This window comes from Paenibacillus sp. PvR133 (assembly GCF_017833155.1).
GTDB lineage: Bacteria > Bacillota > Bacilli > Paenibacillales > Paenibacillaceae > Paenibacillus > Paenibacillus polymyxa_B.
Map to the genome: position 1 here is coordinate 3,202,693 of NZ_JAFIBS010000001.1, position 20,932 is coordinate 3,223,624.

Below are 20,932 nucleotides of genomic sequence, written 5' to 3' on the forward strand. Positions count from 1 at the left end.
AAAAACATAACAGATAGTTAGATGTACAGGCATTATTAAATAGGGGTGAGCGAGTGTTTAAACGTTATATTTGTAGTCTACTATGTATGGCAATGTTGCTGGGTCCATGGAGCACATGGGCATATGGAGAAGAAGGGCACGGAGAGGCGGCAGCTTCTCAGTCTTCTTCGTCTTCCACTCCACAGATTATTACCAGAGCATGGCTTGCACAGCAAACAGGTAAGGATCAGGCTTGGGTCAATGCACAGTTATCCAAAGGCTATACTTTATATGATATTTATAAAGCTTGGCAAAAAGATGGTGGAGAAAATTCATTACCGGAGCAAAGTCCAAGCTTGTGGGTACAGCAGAATGGACTGACATTGAGCACAAATGCAAAGGCGGAACCGTCTGATGAGTCGGCTGAGCTGAAGGAAGATGAAAAGCCCACTCAGGCCGCCCAGGATGAAGAAGCAACTCAACAACCGCTAGATAAGGAAGAGGGTAAAGCAACGGCTCCAGACACGACTGAGATGGATATACCATCCATACCCCGTGTAAATGATTCCGTATATGCGCCGATTCCAGGAGAAAACAGTCTGATCGGGCAGAGTTTACTTCAACAAAGTATGTTGCAGGTATCTGCTACAACAGATGTGTATGCTCCTTTTGATCAAGCGGCGCTCGCACAAAGCAGGTTAAGTGATGATGCTTCACGTTATGGGCTGAATTACGGTGACAACGGTGTATCCACCGCTTATGGGCAGCTTGTCGTGCAAAATACGGACTTGGTGCTGCCGGGTTCATTACCCTTCGCACTGACTCGTGTGTATAACAGTTCATTGGCAAATAACCAGATTGGTGTGCAGCAAAATGAAGGGTTGTATACAAACACCAGTGCCATCCGCGAGGAGGAAGCAGCTTCTGGTCTGGGAAGAGGCTGGAAGTGGGATCTTCCTCATATACAGAAACAGGATGGTAAGCGGTATTTGTATATGCCGGGAACAGGCTCCTATGAAATGAAAAATGATTTGCAGCTTGAAGGATATGCATACAAAGATCTGAAGATCAGCACAGATCAAAGCGCAAGCGTGCAGGGAGTAAGCAGTGCATACAAAATAGCAGTGCTGAATGGAAACGACTATTTTCTGGATCAGGACGGTTATTTGATTTTAATCCAGGATGCGTATAAGAATCGGGTGGAATTTGACTATACAAGTTCTGGTGGAGCAAAGCTCATTCGTTCGATTCGAAATAATGATGGCAGAGAGCTTGACTTCACTTACAATGCTGGACAGCTTGTTGTTAAAGAGCAGGGTACAGACCATCAGTACACTTATCGTCAAAGTGGCGAGGGAAGCAGCAAGGTGCTGTCAGAAGTGTTGGATTCTCTTTCCAGAAGCACAAGCTATGCGTATACATTCATGGACGCTCCTTTTAATGTGGTCGTAGATGGTGAAGGAAAGACTGGAGCCCTACAGCAAAATGCATCGGCGTTGCTTACACGAATTGTACGACCTACTTCATCGATCACAGACATTCGTTATGAAGCATTTAACAAGCAGATAGGTGTATACGGTACACAAGGCGTGTTCAAGGTGGTTTCACGCGCTGATATGTACAGTACAACCGCAGGCAATCGTTATTTAAATAAAATTGATTTCACCTATTCCGGAGAAGATCTAGCCAACTATGGGAAAAACGCTGAATGGACGGTGGTTGCCAAAGGAACACGTACAGCGGAAACCTTCCATTTCGGTAAAGTCTTTAGAGGAGATAACGCACCGGACAAGTTTGTTCTAAACAGCTATGATCAAGAGGGAGATTCTACCGGCTATCATATAGATTACACGTATAATGATGCCATGGACTGGAATTTGCCTGTGCAAATGCGAGAGTCCTATACGGAGGGAGGTTCTTCATCAGAACCTGTAACGACCTCCTATGACTACAATGAATATGGTCTTCCTTTGAAAATATCCCAAAGTACGGGATCGGAGACTGTTCATACGTATAAAACCTCTAATGAGCCTTTTTTCTGGGTTCAACCCGCTCAGACGGTCAACAAAATAAGTGAAGGAAAAACGTTAACGACGGTTCGCACCTACAAGTCAGAGGGCAATTTGTATGAGCTAAAAAGCTATGAAGGCACAGAGCAAGGAAAACTATTATCGCATAGATCTACTTTTTACAATACAAAAGGGAATGTAAGCAGCCAGAAAATTCAAATTGACGATAGAAGCGATGCTAGTGTGTCTATTGATTATGATTCTCCTTATGGTTCTCACCTCCCAACAAGGCAGCTTTTGCCTAAAGGTGTTGAGTATACGTATGATTACTATCCGACCGGAGAAATCAAGTCCCAAACAGATGCCAAGCGCAAAACGGAGTCTTATGTGTATGACGCATTGGGGCGTGTAACAAAGGTTACTTATCCGGACGGCACTCAAACTGTCGTGGTGTACAAGGATGATACGAATGATGTCACTGTTACCGGACCCGATGGTGTAAGCGTTGAAAGATTGTATAATCCGTTCGGACAGATGCTTCAGCAGCAGGTGGATGATGCAATCTATGGTTACGGTTATGATGATCATGGAGATATGGTAGAAAGCACGGATGCCGAACAAGCAACCACTCGCTACGCCTACGATGCTTTTGGACGACCTGTAAAGACGACCTATGCGGATGGAACAACAGATACCGTGGCGTATAATGCAGTGGATCGTACCGTTACTCAGACGGATGCCTCTGGCTACCGTATACGTGAAGTATCGGATGCTCTAGGTCGTGTGACCTCCACACAAGAGGCTGAAAATGGATCATTTCAGCCGCTGGAGTCGTTAGCTTACAATCATGCGGGTATGGTCACTAGCCGGACGGACGGTAACGGTCAACGTATGATCTATGATTACGATGCTCTGGGACAAATGACTTCGGTCACAGATCCATCCGGACAGCAGGTTAGCTATATGTATGATCTAGCCGGAAATTTGAAGACCGTTCAGTATCCTGATGGGCAAAAGAATGTGTATTCGTATGACGAGCTGGGCAGACGTACGTTACTTGAGAAATCAAGTGGAGGAACCACGCTAAATATTTACGATACAGATGGAAACATCACCCGTATGCTGACGGGGAAATCGGACGCAATCACCTTTCAATATAACGCTGACGGATTGGTTACCGAAGCGGCGGGACCTGATTTTAAAACCAATTATACCTACGATAACGCAGGACGAAGAACTAGTATGACAGATGGGCAGGGAACGACCTCCTATGCCTATGATTCAACAGATGGATCGTTGACCGGGCTGAAGTACCCGGACGGCACGCAAATAAACTATGAATACAACAAGCAGTCCCGTACAGGCTATGTACTGACAGATGCAGCTGGCACGTCTATGCATGTTCAATCCAAGCTGGATAGCTTGGGCCGAGTTACTCAAATGGACGTTAGCAGTGGAACTGGTACAGCAAATCTACAGAGCCTGGCAGGAGCGACGGCTGCTGCGGGTGGATCATTGGATAGCATGACGTTTGATTATGCTCCTAATGGTTTGCTGAAAGGTCAGTCTTCGAGCAGAGGGCTGAGTACGCGATTCAGCTATAACGGACTGGATTTGTCCGGGGTTACGGTGGAGCAGGGCGGTACAGCGCTACACCAATTTGGTTATGAACGGGATGGCAATAAAAACATCATCGGACGTACACAAAACGGAACAACAGACCAGTTTGGATATGATCCGTCAAATCGAATTGCCAGCGAAGCCGCTGGTGAAAAAAATAAGACCTATGGCTACGATCCGAATGGAAACCGAAGCGCTGAAAGCAGTGGCAAAGTGTTCGGCATGAAAAATGCTGAATATACGTATGATTCTGTCAGCCGTCTGACAAAGGTGACCGGTGAAGGCAAAGAGGTCGGGTACAGCTATAACGGAGACGGTCTACTGTACGAGCGTACAGAGGGGGGCAAAACGACTCGGTATTACTATGACGAAGAAGCGAAGCTGATTGCGGAAGCCGAGGTCCAAGGTGGAACAGCCAAGATCACTTACGCTTACGTGTATGACTTGTCCGGTCAACTGTGGGCCAGACAAGACAAGGTAAGCGGGCAGTTGCAATATTATCAGCTCAACGGTCACGGTGATGTAGTAGGCCTAAGTGATAGTTCGGGCAAGGAATTGAATAGCTACAGCTACGATATCTGGGGCGGCCCGGAGAAGGTCAAAGAGACCGTTCCGAACGTGCTGCGTTATGCTGGCGAGTATTGGGATGACACGACTGGGCTTCAGTACCTGCTGGCTCGCTGGTACGATCCGGGCACAGCCCGTTTTATGGGCGAGGATACGTATCAGGGCGAGATCAGCAATCCGCAGAGCCTGAACTGGTATGCGTATGCAAATAATAATCCATTGAAGTACACTGATCCAAGTGGGCATATTCCTACTGCGATGGAAGCCGCTGAAATGGCAGAAAATGTCTATGATATAACATTAAGTCTTAATGATTTTACTAGAACAAGACTTTCAGGTAATTGGAGATTGTATACTATTCTACAAGGTTCAGAAGGATTAAAAATAGGCGTGTATTCTAGATACAAAAAAGGCACATTAGAATTCGCACTAGTTAATAAAGGTACTGACACATGGGGAGATGCAGGTAATGATATCCAACAACCAATAGGTTACTCAGATGACATGAAAGATTCGATTTTAAAATCTTCGTATTTTGTGGCTAATCATAAGGATAGTGAAATTACTATGGTGGGTCATTCAAAAGGGGGAGCTGAAGCAATTGCAAATGCAGTTGCAAATAATAAAAATGCCATTACATTTAATCCTGCAGTACCTTCACTAGGTAAATATGGTTTAAGTGATAGGGACTATACTGCAAGAGCAACGAATTATGTAGTTAAGGACGAAATTTTGAACAAGACCTTGGGTGAAGTAGGCACTGGAACAACGGTTTACTTACCTACGCAGTATAAAATTAAGTGGTGGCACTCTAAAGCATATAAGGCTTGGCAAATGGTCAGAAACCATAAAATGGGCTCAGTAAAAAAAGCTTTGAAGGAGGCGGGGTATAAATGAAAGTGAAAAAAACATTGTTATTGCTAAGCATTCCTTTGTTGTTGGCATTTGCAATCATAGTGTTCATTGCGTTACCTTGGCTTCTAATATTCATAGGGATTCAATTAGAACCCAATCCTTCACACCCTGAAATCACATATGGGAAATTTCCATTTCGTTTGGAATATGAAATTAACGGGCAACGAAAGGTTATTCAAGATACGTTAATATGTGAATATGATGGCATTGATTCAAATGAAGGTCGTGGAAAATATCGTAAGTGGAAGGAAAGATTAGCTGGCGGAGATAGGTTACTACCTTTACTAGAAGTGAATAGCAGAATTGAAATATCCTATTATCCAGGGATTGCAGAGTACTATATGGGTGATTTGGATGGTACCGACGAGTATCAGCAAACCGTTGCTGACTCTATCTTTATTGAACAAGAAGGCATTATCATTAAAAAAGATGGAAGGGTTTTTGAAAATGATGGAAGGACTATTAACACTCAATTTTCCAATTCAAATGAATTACTTGATAAGTACCATATTAAACTGATAAGCTGGGACTCTACCCCACCAATCAAGGATAATTTTCCTGAAACCAAATAATAAGGAAGATGAAAAATTCCTTTTTTCGAGAAGGGGCTTTATTAAACCACAAACGAGACTAATTCTCGCTTGTTTAGCAATAACCAGTTTTCAACGCGTGTATATTATGTCATTATCAAAGCTGAAAGGACGACTATAAGAGTAACTTAAAACAAGATTATAAAGCACTTGAAATTCCTTATGGTGATTTCAGGTGCTTTTTTTTGCGTCCCAGTATAATTCTATAAATCTAGTAACATAACTATGACGTTTGAGGGATATAGCTTCTTCACAGGAGAAGGCATACAATCCATTTCTGTTACTCGGGAGCTATGGAACAGTACCACAGAACTTCAATACTTGCGAGCCGGATGGTTATGATTCCGCAAAGTGCAGGTTTATTAATGAGGCGATCCTTACCTTCATTTTCTTCAGGTAGTCTCTAGTTCTATCAAAATTTATTCACAACTTTGTAACTTTATCTGGCGGTGGGGTTGCGAGATTGTTTTCAAATTGTTTTACTATATTTACCTACTATAGTCTGGTAATCTATTAATATATATAGGGGGAACGAAAAGACGTCAGGTTCAGTCGGTTCATACGCGTTTATGTTCTATATGTTGAGTGAATGTCTATATTGCCATGTCTATATCGTCATGTCTGTATAACTTCATAGACAAGCTAGAGATAGCTCCCGCACATTATAAAATACAGCACAGGATGGTGTAATGAATGAAGCTTTTAAATGCAAAATGGATGGCTGTATGCTTGATGGCAATCTGTTGTTTGGGTTTGCTAGGTATACATACGAATACGGCGAGTGCACAAGCGAAGGCTCCTTTGCTGGGGGTCAATGATGTGTTGCTAGATTCGAATACCATTCAGCCCGTAATGAAAAATGATAAGTTGTATGTTCCTATCGTTACATTAGGGCAAAAGATGGGGATTTCTACTTCGGCCAACGGAAATACATTGGTACTGACTGGACATAATCGCAGCTTTACGCTGGATTTGAACAAGGGGGATGTGTTCGAGCGTGGAGATCGTACAATGGTGCCAATTCGCACTTTGACCGATGCGTTCGGCTTCACTATTACGCTTCCAACAAGTAATCTATATCGAATTCAGAACGCAAATGCTAGTTTGTCTGATACTCAGTTTTTAAATACATTCGCGACACAAATTAAACAGTACGCAGCTGTCAAGCCGGGCAAAGCCAGCAATTCAGGCAACAAGGGAACTGCCTCATCATCCAGCCGTACGATTTATTTGAGCTTCGATGATGGTCCTACGGCGCATACGTCGCAGCTGCTGGATATTTTAGATAAATATAATGCGAAGGCTACTTTCTTCATGCTGGGACCTGAAATTCGTCAACATAGCGCAGTGATGAAAAGAATGGTAGAGGCGGGTCATGGTTTGGGCCTGCATGGGATGACGCATCAGGTGAAGAAAATCTATGCATCCCCGGCAGCAGCACTCGCAGAGATGAATCAGGATAACGAGATTTTATTTCAGGCCACAGGGAAACGCACTTCTTTGATTCGTACACCTTATGGCAGCAAACCATATTTGAAGAAAGCATACCGCGATCAACTGACAGGTGCAGGCTATCATATTTGGGACTGGAATATCGATTCCAATGATTGGCGTTATACCAAAAATCCAGAGCATTTTGTACAGACTGTCCTAAGTGATATTAGAAGATTGAAAAGGCAAGGCAGAACACCAGTCGTTCTTATGCATGATAAGCCATCTACGATCAAGGTTCTTCCACAAATCATGGCCGCTTTGCAGAAAGAAGGATATTCGTTCGAGCCGTTGAATGATAACCTGACTCCGCTTAATTTTTGGAATGATCATCGTTAATTGAATAGCATGAAAGAAAAGACACCTTTTCAACCATTATATAGTGGTTGAAAAGGTGTCTTTTTGTTGTATTCGCTCGGAATTGTGAAGTTTGCAGCATGCTTTATATGAATCTATGAATTCATGTCTATGCACAGGTCATATGACTTTACGGGTTACCACGTCGCTGCATATATTACAGTAACCGCCCCGAGAGGAGGAGAGGTATGAATATTAATCCGAGTATGTTTAGTATGATTTGCGCTACCGCAGGAGCCCTTATTACGTTTGCCTTTGGCGGCTGGAATCAGCTAATGGTGCTATTCACGGTTGCAATGGCTGTTGATTATGTGACTGGAGTCGCCGCAGCAATTAAGACTGGGCAAGGTTTAAGCAGTAAAGCCGGCTTTTGGGGGCTGGCGAGAAAGGCTTTAATGCTAATGGTGATTTCTTTGGCGCATCACGTGGATCTCCTGATGGGTACCGAAATCATGAAAGGGGCAGCGACGTATTTTTATTTATCCAATGAATTAATCTCTATTACGGAAAACTGTTCACGAATGGGGCTGCCGCTTCCACCGAAGCTCAAGAATTTTTTTGCCCTATTAAAGGACAAGGAGTCTGATGGTAAAAATGGCGGAAAAGATCGCTAGAATTACAAAGTTTCTTTCCGTATGTGGGGCGTTATGATAAAATTTTCAAGAGAACATTTTAAGATAAGGAGCCTATACGCATGATTAAACATATTGTTTTGTTCAAATTGAAAGACCGCTCCCCCGAAAGCATTGAGCACACAGCATCCATCTTGCGCAGCATGAACGGCAAAATCAAAGAGCTGCTGTCACTCGAAGTAGGTACGGATGTGATTCGTTCGGAACGTTCTTATGATATTTCCCTTACCGCAGTTGTCGAAACACTGGAGGATTTGCAAACGTATCAGGTACACCCTGTGCACCAGGAAATTATTGTACACATGAATGAAGTGAAGGATGTATCTATCGCAGTTGATTATGAAATCTAAAGCGATTACTGGAGGTGTAGGACCTTGTATTATGTCAACCGGGAACAAATTGAGCTTCGACTAGGGGCTGTTCCCGACATTGTCGCCGGACTTCGCCAGACTTCTGCTGCCTGGAACGGCGATCTGTTGCAGGGGCTAGTGCAGGAGCGCTGCCTTCATCTGGCCATTGAGACGGTAACGGACGTAGGAAGCTATATCATCGACGGATTTATTATGCGTGACGCTAGTAGCTATGAGGATATTATCGGTATCATTCATGAGGAAGGTGTACTGGATGATACCGTATTTCATTCGCTAGTAGAGCTGGTAGGCTTACGTAAACCCCTAGTACAGGAGTACTTCCATTGGGACCGGACAAGCCTTCACCCGCTTACACCAAAGCTGCCTGGGTTGCTGGAGCTTTTTGCATCTAACGTGCATGATTATTTAAATAAGGAATTGGGTCCCCAGCCCGAGGGAGTGTAAAGGCAAAAGTGACGGATAAGTATATCGTACCCGAAATGCCCACTAGGCGCATGATCATGACATTATTGAAAACCCAGGGACCTGTGGGCGTCGGAAGCTTGGCAGCTCAATTGGGCATTACCGAAATGGGAGTGCGCAGGCATCTCAAATTGATGGAGCAGGATGGTCTGATCGTGGCTACGATCGTGAGACAGGCTATGGGACGCCCGACGTTTTTATACAGCCTGAGCGAGCAGGGAAGCGAGCAGTTTCCTCGTAATTATGATCATCTGTTACTGGAACTGTTAGAGGAGTTGGACGAAGAGCAGGGAATGGAAGCTGTTTACTCGCTGTTTGATGGTAGAAAACGTAAAATGATGAAGCGCTACGCCCCTTACATGGAGGGGAAGACTACACTGGCCTCACGTGTGGAAAAGCTTTCGGGCATCCAGAATGCTTCCGGATATATGGCAGAGTGGCGCGAGGAAAAGGACGGTAGCTACTCTATTGTGGAATACAACTGTCCTATCTCACAAATTGCAGGCCGTTACCGCAAGGCTTGTGAATGCGAGCAGCAAATGTTTGAGGAGCTGCTTGATGCCGAGGTTGTTCGTGAGGATTGTTTGGCGGATGGGGGCCGTTGTTGCCTGTATCGTATCCGCTCTAAAAAAAAGTAAAACTTTTCAGGCTTGTTTCCTGTATCATGACAAGCTCTCCATGCTTATAATGCACTAACAGATGGGCATTCGCCCGGGCACAAGGGAGAGATGATGATGAAGGAGAACTGCAAAAGTTTTATCCGAGGCGCGTTGGCAGGCAGCATTGTTGGTTCGGTTGCTGCTTTGTTATTTGCCCCTAAGTCTGGTCGTGAGCTGCGTCAGAATATTACAGATCAGGCGCGCAACGTAAGTGATAAGGGACAGGAGCTAGCGGGGAAAATTTCAGACACCTCAATTGAGTATACTGACAAAATTAAGGAGACAGCCTCAGCCGTCATTCATGAAATCGGGCAATGGCGTAAAAAGAGTGAAATTATTCCTGAGGTTAGTATTTCATCAGCGACTGGTCAAGAAGATACGGAAAAAGATGCTCTGTAACGGTTTGTAAAACGTAGGTGAAACACTGAATACAGTTTGAATTCGTGGCTTCTCCCGTTGGGATGGAGCCTTTTTATTGATCACTTCCTCGTTTTAGGGTAATCTTTTGGGGTACCTTTTACACGAATACGACATAAGGTATGTAGCAACGGATAGCTTTCCGAGATGAAACAACTCATATTTGAACAAAAAAGGAAGCGGTGTGTACGTGCAGCAAGCGATTGCAATATTGGATTCCGGTGTAGGAGGTTTGACGGTTGTAAAAGAAGTCATGCGTCAGCTTCCACGGGAAAAAATCATTTATTTTGGAGACACTGCGCGCACTCCGTATGGCCCCCGACCATCGGAAGAGGTTAAAAAATTTACAGAGCAAATGGTTGATTTTCTGATTCAATTTGATCCGAAAGTCATTATTATTGCTTGTAACACGGCTACTGCCGCGGCATTGGACTATATAAGCCAAAAGGTATCCATTCCGGTGATCGGAGTCATTCACCCTGGGGCTCGTGCTGCGATTAGTGCGACGGCTACCGGGCATGTCGGGGTGATTGGGACTGTCGGTACGATTCGAAGCGGAGCGTATACAGCTGCGCTCAAGCAATTGTCTCCTTATGTAGACGTGGTGAGCCATGCTTGTCCTGCGCTTGTTCCATTGGTGGAACAAGGGTTATTCCGCTCCAAGACGACTTCGCAGGTTGTGGAGGAGACATTGAGACCTATTCAAACGTATCCGATTGATTGTCTGATTCTTGGTTGTACGCATTATCCTTTTTTGAAGGAAACGATTCAAGAAGTCATGGGGCCTGCAGTAAAGCTCATTAGCTCGGCAGATGAAACGGCGCGTGAGACGAGTACTATTTTGTATAACAAAGGCAAGTTGGAAGCTGGGGACGAAACGCCGGTACATCAGCTTTTTTGTTCCGGCGATCCTGAATTGTTCCAGCGCATTGCCGCACAGTGGCTCGGGGAGCAAATTCGCCAAACGCCTGTCGTCTGGCAAGTCACCAATTTGGATTAACGAGACAGCTGACTTTTTTTGTCATTGGACAAAAGAAGTCGGTTGTTTTGCTTTTCGCTACATCAAGACACGCCGCGTCTGCATAACATGCAATAAGGCAGATGGAAGGGGCGTAGTAAGATGAGGGAATATATCGTTCAAAAAGGAGATACATTGCACCGGGTCGCCTCGGGTTTTAAACTATCGGCGGATACTTTGATCGTAGATAATCCGTGGGCCGCCACGCAACCCTATCTGATTAGTGGTCAAGTGTTATATATTCGTCCGTCTACGGATCGTAAATACGTTATTCAGCCTGGTGAGTATGCAAGACAGATTGCCAAGCAGTTTGGTGTGGAGCTTGATGAGTTACGGCTAGCCAATCCAGGACTTGCGGAGCATGATTTTACGGAAGGAAAAATAATTGTTATTCCTGAAGACCATCAGGATCAGATTGTACGATTACGTGGAGAGTATGGATATGAAGATTTAAAGGAAGACCTAGCGACCTTGGCCCGCAGATATCCGTTTATTGAAGTTGGCAGCATTGGCACCAGTGTCATGGGGAAGGATATTCCTTATGTACGTATTGGGCAGGGAACGCGTAAAATTCATGCCAATGCTTCTGTTCATGCTAATGAATGGCTGACGACGCCTTGTTTGCTGCGTTTTATAGAGCAATATGCACAAGGGATCGATGGGACTGAAGAACATATAGGGACCTCTCAATGGGTGTATGGAGGTTCTCCGCAGGATTTGCTGGAGCATACATCCCTATGGGTGGTTCCGATGGTCAACCCGGATGGGGTAGAGCTGGTGCAACAAGGTGTACTCCCAACTCATCCGTTGTATCATGACCTCAAAAAGTGGAATGAAGGACGTGCTGATTATCGCGGTTGGAAGGCCAATATTCGTGGTGTCGACCTCAACGATCAATTTCCGGCATATTGGGAAGAAGAGGTACGCAGACGCGGTAAAATAGGTCCGTCTCGACGAGACTATGCAGGACCTGCACCTTTGTCTGAACCAGAGTCCAAGGCGCTTGCTGATCTGACGGAGCGCGAACAGTTCGACATGGTGTTATCCATACACAGTCAGGGACAGGAGATCTATTGGAATTATCGGGATCTAGAGCCTAAGGAGAGCCGAGATTGGGCCTTACGGCTAGCTGCCGCAACAGGGTACCGGGCGGTAAAGCTGGGTGGGAGCGATGCAGGGTACAAGGATTGGTTTATACAGCGATTTGGTAAACCAGGGTTTACCGTTGAAGTCGGTCTAGGTGTAAATCCGCTGCCCATGCGTGATTACGATGATATTACAGCAGAAGTGGGCATGTTAATGGCAACAGTGCTGTCATGGTGAAAAATTCGGCCTACTGAAACGTATCGAATCATTTGCACGTATTAGGAGGAACACGTTTTTTATAAGTGTTCCTCTTTACATGTCCCTTCAATGGGGTATATATACTTAGGAGCATTGGAAATGGAGTGAACAACCTATGAAGTGGAAAAGATTACTATCTCTCCGTCAATGGTCACATGTATTTCGTCGTATGCCCCGATTTATTACTTCATCAAGGATTCCGCTGGGAGAAAAATTACTCTTTGCGGTGCCTGTGTTGCTCTATTGGGTATTACCTGATGTCATGCCATTTATGCCCATCGACGATATTGGTGTGACGCTATTGCTTATGAATTGGTTTGTCACCCGTGCCGAACGAAAATATCCAGATGTGCTTGAAAAACAGCATGTACGTGTTCGGTAGATAAGCTTATGAATTTCGTGATTGCGATTTTTCACGATTTTCTTTACAATAGGAATATTGCCTTTTACTATGCTGAATATCATTGTGATCTATCGGCTCATGATGATGTTTCAGACGCAGCTGTGCTGCCGTAGTACCTCTTTCCCTCTGGGATAGAGGCTAATTATTTGAGTTGTTGATTTTACCCGCTAGGTTGTGTGGTGTGGATATGTATCCAATGAACCACATTTCATTTAATGAATATGAAGGAGATGAAGTTTGATGAACTGCAAAATTACTCGTAACGCAGCTAAAGTATTGAAACTTGAACTGGATAAGGAAGAGAACCAAGGGAAGAGCCTGCGCGTTGTTATTACTCATGCTCATGGAGATCATGCTCATTACGGGCTGGATTTGGACACGCCTAAAGAAACAGATACTGTCGTATCTACAGATAAAGGCATTGACGTAATTTTGGAAAACGGCCAGCCGCTGCTGGATGGTGTGAAAATTGATTACTTGTACTTCCCCGAAGAAGGATTTGTCATTACTAACCCTTCCCAAGGTAATCACGGCGACCACTAAGCCGGAGCTCGGAGGGATGACAGATGGCCAATGATATTCGCGTATGTGATGAATGCAATCATATCCGCTTGAAAACGATCTTGCCCAAGTTGCAAAAGATGGCACCAGATGCCGAGATCAAAATCGGCTGCAAATCGTATTGCGGTCCTTGTGGGAAACGAGCGTTTGTATATGTGAACGGACGTTATGTGAGTGCGGCCACAGAGGATGAAGTATTGGAGAAGGCTGCGCGCTTTATCAAATAGCTCCAGTACGCAGCATTCGCAATTTTTGAATAGTTCTCCTTCTTCTGATCCATGCTAATGGATGTAGACCACTGCCCAGAAGGAGGAGTGACTCATGGCCCAATATGATTCTAATCTCGACAATCACAGCGTTGAGGCTCAAACACAAAACTCGGTGGACAGGCTCCACAATGCCGTCTCTCAGGCATTGTCACATCCGGCTGAGCAACTGATTGAACAGGCGGAGCAATCTCGCACTCATGCGGAACATGCCATACAGCAGGCGAAGGATAGCCTTGGTGACGATGCAGTGGAAGTTGCGGAGGACATGCTTGGTGAAGAGGTACAACGGCTTGAACAAGCTAAAAAAACGTTACGTTCCTAGCGCAGTCGAGTGACAATCCATATAAAAAAGCACGATCCACAGCACTTACAAGCTGATGGATCGTGCTTTTTTGTTATATACAGGGTGGGTATGCGATCGGCATCCTTAAAAGAGTCCGGGGAGGATGCTATGTTAGCAACCTCCCACAGAAAGTCTATTAGATAAAGAAGGAGTTACTTCTTTGTTTGTGGTTCCCATTCGCTAATAAGATCGTATGTGATAACCTGATCAGATATGTTCAACCGATTGAGAGCTTCGGTATAGCCCGGTCCGCAGGCGTTTACATCTGTAGGCTGGCCTGTATTCAGGTTGTAACAGGTCCCTTTGGAAAATGTACCGTCTTCAGATGGAATGTAGTACACTCGTCCATCGGTGAAAGCACCAGTACGCAGCACAACCATACGAGGCTTCCCGCTAAACAGATCGTTTCCCATAAAATGATATGGTTTTGTAGAAATCCCAAGTAGGTGCATTACGGAAGGCGTCAGATCCAACTGACCTGCCGGTTCCGTATACGTGCCCGCCTGACTTCCGTCGGGAAGATGCACAAGCAATGGCACCTGATTCATGATTTTCTGCATGTCCAGATCCGTAAGTGGCTTGCCTAAAAACTTCTCATACAGTGCTTTGTCTTTAATAGAATTGTCATGATCCCCATAAAACATCAGGATCGTATCATCCCACAGTCCGTCTTTCTTCATCTGATCTACCAATTCGCCCAGTGCTTCATCTACATAATGGACAGATTTCAGATAGTCTCCGAACATGGTACCTTCAAACTCGCCAACGTCCAAATCTACCGCGTCAGGTGACAGGTTGTACGGATGATGGCTGGAGATACCGACCATATAGGCGTAGAACGGCTGCTTAACTTCGGTGGTGAGATCATTGAGCGTTTGACGGAAAAAGGATTTATCTCCTAGGGACCAACCCAGTGGCTCATCTATTTTAAAATCTTTTTTACTGTAGAACTTGTCATAGTTCATTGCCTTATACATGGTGTAACGGTTCCAGAAGCTGCTGTCGTACACGTGAAACGCATTGGGACTATACCCAGTATCCTTCAAAATGGAAGGTAACGTATCGAATTTATGGTCCGCATAACGGATAAATACCGAGCCAGTAGGGAGCGGATGCAGCGAAGCATGTGTAGAGAAGTCCGCGTCCGAAGTACGACCCTGCGCAGTCTGGTGAAAATAATTGTTGAAATACATGCTTTCCTTCGTCAGTTTGTCAAAGTTAGGCGTAATCGCTTGACCGTTGATCTGTTTGCCGATAAAAAAGTTCATGAACGCTTCAGCTTGTATGACCATCACGTTTTTGCCCTTATACTTGCCAGATAGATCATTTTTAACCTGAAGCAACTTTTGGTGCTGATTAAACCATTCCTTATCCTTATCGGATTCTGCTTGAGCCAATGTAGGCTGGGGACCAAGGTGATCCTGACCATAGCGGTAGATGTCATATCCATGAAATCCGATCAAGCCGGTTACGTTGTACAAGGCCATCGACCACCAGTTGCCGACAAATATGCCAGTTGCCCATGTGGAGGTATAATATTTGATCGGCCCAAATGTCAATACATAGCCAATCAGGAAGGCCAATGCCCCTTTGGAGAAGCGAAGCAGGAACCTCCTTGTGAACGAGCTTCGGGATGCTTCTAAATAAGTATCATTCGTTGTAAGTCGACGTCGTAACGAAGCCACAAATATGACATACGGAATGAACAGAATCCAGTCTGCAAAAAAGAAAATATCCCACCAGTACATAAGGGATGCGATACTCCCGCCCAGAGAATCAACTTGTCCGGCTTGAAGTAAGACGGGAATCGTAATGAAATCCTGGAAATACCGATAATAAACCATGTCGGAATAAATGAGCGCGGTGAGCAAAATATCGAGCACCACAAGAGCAATCAAACGTCCGCGACGTGGTAGCCATAAGGTCCAGAAGCTCACAAGTAAAAGAGAACCAATAGCGATGACATAATCCAGCGGATTCATGTCAATATTTTGGGCATGCAAGTTATAGTGAATCAGTACGAGCTTGCCGATCATAAGTACAAAAAACAGACCTAATCCAAAATATCGAGACAGCAGCACTCTGCTGAACGTGTTACCAGTGCGACTTGCACTGGACGTGCGAATAACCAACACTTTACCCCCTCCGGCAGAAATGTTCGGCTAGTATAAACTACATATTAACGTAATGTTAAAACCGAAATGCCTTTAATTATTATAGCGCTCATCTCGCGCATTTCAATGATTAAGTAAAGAAAATACAGCACAAATTAGGCCAGAAGAACGAACAGAGGGTTCGTTTCCTGGCCTAAACTTCATCATATTTAAGGCTGCAACGGCGAAGTATCTTTGCGGCGCGGAGGCAGAGGGCCTAGATACTGATAGTATTGGCATTCAATACGGCCGTTAAACAACTTCCGGCGCTTGTCTGCTTTACGGCCCCAATAATGCTCAAATTGCTTGGTGGAGCTGATGGCAAAGAAGGACCAAGTCTTCATTTCGGCTGCCGTGCGTGCGAGTGAACGGATCAGTTTTTCCACCTCGGATTGCTCGCTCAGTCTCTCGCCATAAGGTGGGTTTGTAATCATCACACCATATTGTCCTTCGAGTCTGACTTTAGTTACAGGCATTACCTTAAGAGGGATGTCTTTAGCAAAGCCTGCTGCTTTTACAGCTGCCTCAGCAACTTGTATGGCATTTGGGTCGATATCGCTACCTGCAATCTCAAAAGGAATGTCATCGCGGGTCAAATCCATCGCTTCGTCGCGAGCCTGATCCCATAATTCTCTGCCAATGACAGGCCAGTCTTCCGAGTTAAAGGTACGTCTCAGGCCTGGCGCAATGTTCCAGGCTTGCATGGCAGCTTCGACCAATAAAGTACCGGAACCGCAGCATGGGTCATAGAATGGTCGGTCAGGGCTCCAGCGACTAAGCTGAATAAGAGCAGAAGCCATCGTTTCTTTGAGAGGCGCCTCTGTAACGAGCTTACGATAGCCGCGTTTGTGCAGTCCTGGACCGGTCGTATCAAGTGTCAGCAACGCACGATCATTCAATAGAATGACCTCAATGACGTAACGAGGGCCATCTTCAGCAAACCAATCTGTGTGGTAGGTTTCCTTGAGCTTCTCTACAATCGCCTTCTTGACGATTCCCTGACTGGCTGGTACGCTACTAAGCTGTGATTTGTGCGAACGTCCCTCTACGGGAAATTCACCATCTACAGGAATCCAATCCTGCCAAGGCAATGCTTTGGTACCCTCGAACAGCTCGTCGAAGGTAGTTGCAGCAAATTCACCCATTTTTATAAGCACGCGGTCTGATGTGCGAAGCCACAGGTTACACCGGCATATATCCATATAATCTCCGGTAAAAACGACGCGGCCATTTTCAACGGTCAGATCTTCGTACCCGAGTTCTCTGAGTTCCCGGGCCACGACGGCTTCAAGTCCCATTGGCGCAGTTGCAATTAGTTGCAGTTGAGTCATTAAACGTATTCACTCCGTCCCCATAATCATGTAAGCTTGGTTCAATCCCTATAGTATAGGTCATTGTACTCGAAGAGACAAATCATTAAGGTAAAAAATTTACGAAGGACATCACGTCCAACCTGCGCTATGATTAAGCAAGAAGGAGAGATGAACCGTGGAAATTACACCAAATATGACGCCTGAACAATATGTAGACCAGCTGGTACAAGAGGATGAAGCACTGCGCAGTATTAGGGAGGCTATCGTTAAAGAAGGTATGCCGGAAGTATCCGTTGCTCATCCTTACGGAAAACTGTTGACCTTTCTAATTGAAGTATCTGGCGCACAGCATGTACTGGAAATCGGCGCATTAGGCGGCTACAGTGGATTATGTCTGGCACGTGGGCTGGGAGAAAAGGGCCGCATTGTGTCACTGGAGCTGAAAGAAGCGTACGCAGCGCTGGCACATCGACATATGGAAAACAACGGATACGGTGACCGTGTCGAATATCGTATCGGACCCGCAGCGGACAGCTTGAAGGAACTTCAGGAAGAGGGAAGAACTTTCGATTTTTTCTTCATTGATGCAGATAAGGAAAATTACCCAGTGTATCTGGAATATGCGATTGCTCTGGCGAATCCGGGTGCCATTATTGCGGGAGACAACTGTTTCCTTCGCGGACGGACGCTGAATACGGATAAGAACGGCCCTGCCGTCCAGGCCGTGAGACGTTTTAACGAAACGATAGCAACAGATCCACGGCTGGTCAGCACGCTTTTGCCAGCGTACGATGGATTGGCGCTAGCTCGAGTTAAATAGCGTTCATTCCCCATGTATAGCCACATATAAAGAAAGAACCACCTTGTCCACGGCAGCGTGAACAAGGTGGTTCTTGTCTGTTAAGGCAGGCTTGTCTTACCCGAAGGTTATCTTACCTGAAATCAGGCGTAGCCTTACGATCAAAAAGCTTCATGCGTACCCAGAATATGTTGACGATTAACAGGACACCTGACATGATAAACAGTCCTTCGATGCCAATAAACCCGGATAGCACCCCGCCAATGACAGCACCCAGCATATTTCCGAGCGCTAGCGAGCTGGTATTGAAGCCGAAAGAACGGCTTTCCATTCCTTCCGGTGTATACGTGCGAATCAACGCATTTACGCTTGGTAGCAGACCGCCCATAAATACACCCATGAAAAAACGGATAATGACAAGTTGCCATACTTCATTGACAAAAGCCTGCGGAATGAGCATAACCGCCGTTCCGAGCAGTGCAATGGTCAAGATCTTGTGCGCCCCTATCTTGTCACTCAATCTTCCAAGGAGCGGTGCAGCAACCATATTGGATACGCCTGTAATAGCCGTAACGAACCCGGCAATCAGCGCAATTCCTTCTGCCGACCCATACAGTTTTTGCACATATAATGGCAGCAGAGATACCGTACTGATCATGGCAAACTGGAGCAGAAACGTTACGGTGAACAAAGCCGGAAGCTGGGGCGTATGGCTTAGCTCCTTTAATCCGGCAAGAACCGAAATTTGCGGTATGCGTGCGGCTTCCGTTTTGCTGAAATTTTCTTTAACCAGAAACATTGCGATGAGCGAGGCTATAAAAATTAGAGCGCCTGTAATATAAAAGATCGGTCTGAATCCGACCCAGTCAGCCAAAAATCCGCCTAGCAGAGGGCCGAGAATCGTGCCAGCCATCTGACCGGATTGCATAATCCCCATAGCGAATCCGGTTCGCTCTTTGGGAGTGGTACCCGACACTAGGGAAATCGATGCCGGATTGAAACCCGAAATCGTACCGTTCAGCAGGCGAAGCGCCAGCAGTTGCCACGGGTGGGTGACCAAACCCATACATCCGATGACCAAAGCCATACCAAAGCCTGAGCGAAGCAGCATGACTTTACGTCCATATCGGTCAGCCAGCTTGCCCCACAAAGGCTGGAACATAAATGAGGTCAAAAAGTTAGCGGCAAAAATAACTCCGGCCCATAGACCAATATCGTGCTCTCCCTTCACATGAAGGTCCTGAGCCAGATACAGGGCGAGGAACGGAGTAATCATCGTAATACCCGCATTGACCAGAAACTGACCGAACCAAAGCACAATGAGATTGATTTTCCACGTCTCCCACGTTTTCAATGTGCTTTCACTTCCTTTCTGCCCATTCTCATCCTGTTGTAAATCCTACTTATCAAAGCATAACTTCTCCGGAGCTTTAAAAAAGCCATTTCTCTAGTATAGCACACTTCATTGAAACTTTATCCAAATGTCATGGGTTTGTCATGGTTTGTTCGAGAGCTGCGGTTGTTACGACTCTTGAAAAAGGGCATAATAAAATATATTATTTATGATTCGAACTGGAGGCTGAAGTCATGACCTACAATGATACTTTTATCCGCGCTTGCCGCAAGCAAGCTGTGGATCATATTCCCGTATGGTACATGCGGCAGGCCGGAAGGTATGACCCTGAGTATCGCAAAATTAAAGAAAAATACACATTGCTTGAAATATGCCGCCAGCCCGAGTTGGCCGCAGAAGTGACCTTGATGCCCGTGCGCAAGCTTGGGGTGGACGCTGCAATTTTATATTCTGATATTATGAATCCGGTAGCCTCGCTAGGGGTTGATTTTGATATTGTCAAAAATATTGGCCCGGTTATTGATAATCCGATCCGGTCAGCTGCAGACGTAGACAAGTTGCGTCCGATTGATGTGGAACGCGATTTGGGTCATATTTTGGAAACGATTCGTATTTTGGACCGTGAACTAAACGTGCCATTGATTACGTTCGCTGGAGCGCCTTTTACCATTGCAAGCTATTTAATAGAAGGTAGACCCTCCAAAGGATATATTCGCACCAAAGCGATGATGTATGGAGAGCCTGAGTTGTGGCATCGCCTGATGGATAAGCTAGGGGACATGGTTATTACATACGTGCGAGCCCATATCGCTAATGGCGGTAAGGCTTTTCAATTGTTTGATAGCTGGGTAGGTGCGCTCTCGCCTTATGATTTTCAAACTTTTGTGCTGCCGACTATCACACGTATTTTCCATGAACTATCTGATCTGGATGTACCTAAAATTTATTTCCCGGGTGTAAGCTCTGGTGAATTGCTCCCACACTTGAATGGGTTAAAAGCCGATGTGATTGGACTGGACTGGCGGGTAAGTATACCTGAAGGACGTCGTCGCTTGGGCAACGGTTTTGGTGTACAGGGAAACCTGGATCCTTATGTGCTTACTGCGCCAATCGATGTTATCAAGCAGTATGCGAAAACCATTGTAGATGAAGGCATTTTGGAGCCGGGTTACATTTTCAATCTCGGCCATGGTTTATTTCCTGAGGCCTCGCTAGATAAGCTAAGAGAGCTTACTAATTATGTACATGAGTATTCCCGCTCGGTTTTGTCAAAAAATGAATACATTAGAAATGTTAAGAGGTGATC

At 45.4% G+C, this 20,932-nt stretch carries 19 protein-coding genes; 16 read left to right on the forward strand and 3 right to left on the reverse strand.

The features are described 5' to 3' along the window. Positions 1-53 precede the first annotated feature (53 nt). The 14 genes from JOE49_RS14155 (at position 54) to JOE49_RS14220 (ending at position 13,986) form a co-directional block, all read left to right on the forward strand. A complete protein-coding gene (locus tag JOE49_RS14155; RefSeq protein ID WP_348635856.1) occupies positions 54-5,072 on the forward strand; it encodes an RHS repeat-associated core domain-containing protein in 5,019 nt (1,672 codons plus the stop codon). Then, positions 5,069-5,662, forward strand: a complete 594-nt coding sequence (locus JOE49_RS14160) for a hypothetical protein (protein WP_023987983.1) — start codon at positions 5,069-5,071, stop codon at positions 5,660-5,662. The genes JOE49_RS14155 and JOE49_RS14160 overlap by 4 nt, the downstream gene beginning before the upstream one ends. A gap of 711 nt (positions 5,663-6,373) precedes the next feature. Further along, a complete protein-coding gene (locus JOE49_RS14165) occupies positions 6,374-7,510 on the forward strand; it encodes a polysaccharide deacetylase family protein (protein ID WP_209941607.1) in 1,137 nt (378 codons plus the stop codon). Positions 7,511-7,716: 206 nt separating this feature from the next. Further along, positions 7,717-8,142 (forward strand): phage holin family protein, encoded by a 426-nt coding sequence (locus JOE49_RS14170; RefSeq protein ID WP_013309678.1) that lies wholly within the window; start codon positions 7,717-7,719, stop codon positions 8,140-8,142. Positions 8,143-8,222: 80 nt separating this feature from the next. Further along, positions 8,223-8,510, forward strand: a complete 288-nt coding sequence (locus JOE49_RS14175) for a Dabb family protein (protein ID WP_013309679.1) — start codon at positions 8,223-8,225, stop codon at positions 8,508-8,510. 24 nt (positions 8,511-8,534) lie between these two features. Further along, positions 8,535-8,975 (forward strand): DUF86 domain-containing protein, encoded by a 441-nt coding sequence (locus JOE49_RS14180; RefSeq protein ID WP_023987986.1) that lies wholly within the window; start codon positions 8,535-8,537, stop codon positions 8,973-8,975. Positions 8,976-8,983: 8 nt separating this feature from the next. After that, positions 8,984-9,631: a helix-turn-helix transcriptional regulator gene (locus JOE49_RS14185; RefSeq protein WP_075154020.1), complete on the forward strand. Its 648-nt coding sequence runs from the start codon at positions 8,984-8,986 to the stop codon at positions 9,629-9,631. Positions 9,632-9,727: 96 nt separating this feature from the next. After that, the gene (locus JOE49_RS14190; RefSeq protein ID WP_075154021.1) at positions 9,728-10,051 is read left to right on the forward strand and encodes a YtxH domain-containing protein; all 324 of its coding nucleotides are present in this window, start codon (positions 9,728-9,730) and stop codon (positions 10,049-10,051) included. Positions 10,052-10,259: 208 nt separating this feature from the next. Beyond that, positions 10,260-11,069, forward strand: coding sequence for a glutamate racemase (gene racE, locus JOE49_RS14195; RefSeq protein ID WP_023987989.1), 810 nt, complete (start codon positions 10,260-10,262; stop codon positions 11,067-11,069). Between the two features lie 120 nt (positions 11,070-11,189). Next, positions 11,190-12,410 carry a M14 family metallopeptidase gene (locus tag JOE49_RS14200; RefSeq protein WP_209941609.1) on the forward strand — a complete coding sequence of 407 codons (1,221 nt, stop codon included), beginning with the start codon at positions 11,190-11,192 and terminating at the stop codon, positions 12,408-12,410. A gap of 136 nt (positions 12,411-12,546) precedes the next feature. Then, positions 12,547-12,813 (forward strand): hypothetical protein, encoded by a 267-nt coding sequence (locus JOE49_RS14205; protein ID WP_023987991.1) that lies wholly within the window; start codon positions 12,547-12,549, stop codon positions 12,811-12,813. A gap of 261 nt (positions 12,814-13,074) precedes the next feature. Then, the gene (locus JOE49_RS14210) at positions 13,075-13,377 is read left to right on the forward strand and encodes an iron-sulfur cluster assembly accessory protein (RefSeq protein WP_013309686.1); all 303 of its coding nucleotides are present in this window, start codon (positions 13,075-13,077) and stop codon (positions 13,375-13,377) included. A gap of 23 nt (positions 13,378-13,400) precedes the next feature. Next, positions 13,401-13,622 carry a YuzB family protein gene (locus JOE49_RS14215; RefSeq protein ID WP_007429791.1) on the forward strand — a complete coding sequence of 74 codons (222 nt, stop codon included), beginning with the start codon at positions 13,401-13,403 and terminating at the stop codon, positions 13,620-13,622. A gap of 94 nt (positions 13,623-13,716) precedes the next feature. Continuing rightward, positions 13,717-13,986: a hypothetical protein gene (locus tag JOE49_RS14220; protein ID WP_061828621.1), complete on the forward strand. Its 270-nt coding sequence runs from the start codon at positions 13,717-13,719 to the stop codon at positions 13,984-13,986. A 173-nt stretch (positions 13,987-14,159) separates the two neighbouring features. Here JOE49_RS14220 and JOE49_RS14225 read toward each other — a convergent pair whose 3' ends face one another. Both JOE49_RS14225 and JOE49_RS14230 read right to left on the reverse strand, forming a co-directional pair. Then, on the reverse strand, positions 14,160-16,142 hold the full coding sequence (locus JOE49_RS14225; protein WP_209941611.1) for an LTA synthase family protein: 1,983 nt from the start codon (positions 16,140-16,142) through the stop codon (positions 14,160-14,162). Positions 16,143-16,330: 188 nt separating this feature from the next. Then, entirely contained in the window at positions 16,331-17,491 is a 1,161-nt protein-coding gene (locus tag JOE49_RS14230; protein WP_023987994.1) for a THUMP domain-containing class I SAM-dependent RNA methyltransferase, read from the reverse strand. A 157-nt stretch (positions 17,492-17,648) separates the two neighbouring features. On the opposite strand from JOE49_RS14230, the gene JOE49_RS14235 reads away from it, so the two are divergent. Further along, positions 17,649-18,293 (forward strand): O-methyltransferase, encoded by a 645-nt coding sequence (locus tag JOE49_RS14235; protein WP_023987995.1) that lies wholly within the window; start codon positions 17,649-17,651, stop codon positions 18,291-18,293. 112 nt (positions 18,294-18,405) lie between these two features. Here JOE49_RS14235 and JOE49_RS14240 read toward each other — a convergent pair whose 3' ends face one another. Further along, complete coding sequence (locus JOE49_RS14240; RefSeq protein ID WP_013309691.1) at positions 18,406-19,626, reverse strand: MFS transporter; 1,221 nt, start codon at positions 19,624-19,626, stop codon at positions 18,406-18,408. A 233-nt stretch (positions 19,627-19,859) separates the two neighbouring features. Between JOE49_RS14240 and hemE the strand changes: the two genes are divergently transcribed. Then, the gene (gene hemE / locus JOE49_RS14245; RefSeq protein ID WP_023987997.1) at positions 19,860-20,930 is read left to right on the forward strand and encodes a uroporphyrinogen decarboxylase; all 1,071 of its coding nucleotides are present in this window, start codon (positions 19,860-19,862) and stop codon (positions 20,928-20,930) included. The last annotated feature ends 2 nt before the right edge of the window (positions 20,931-20,932 follow it).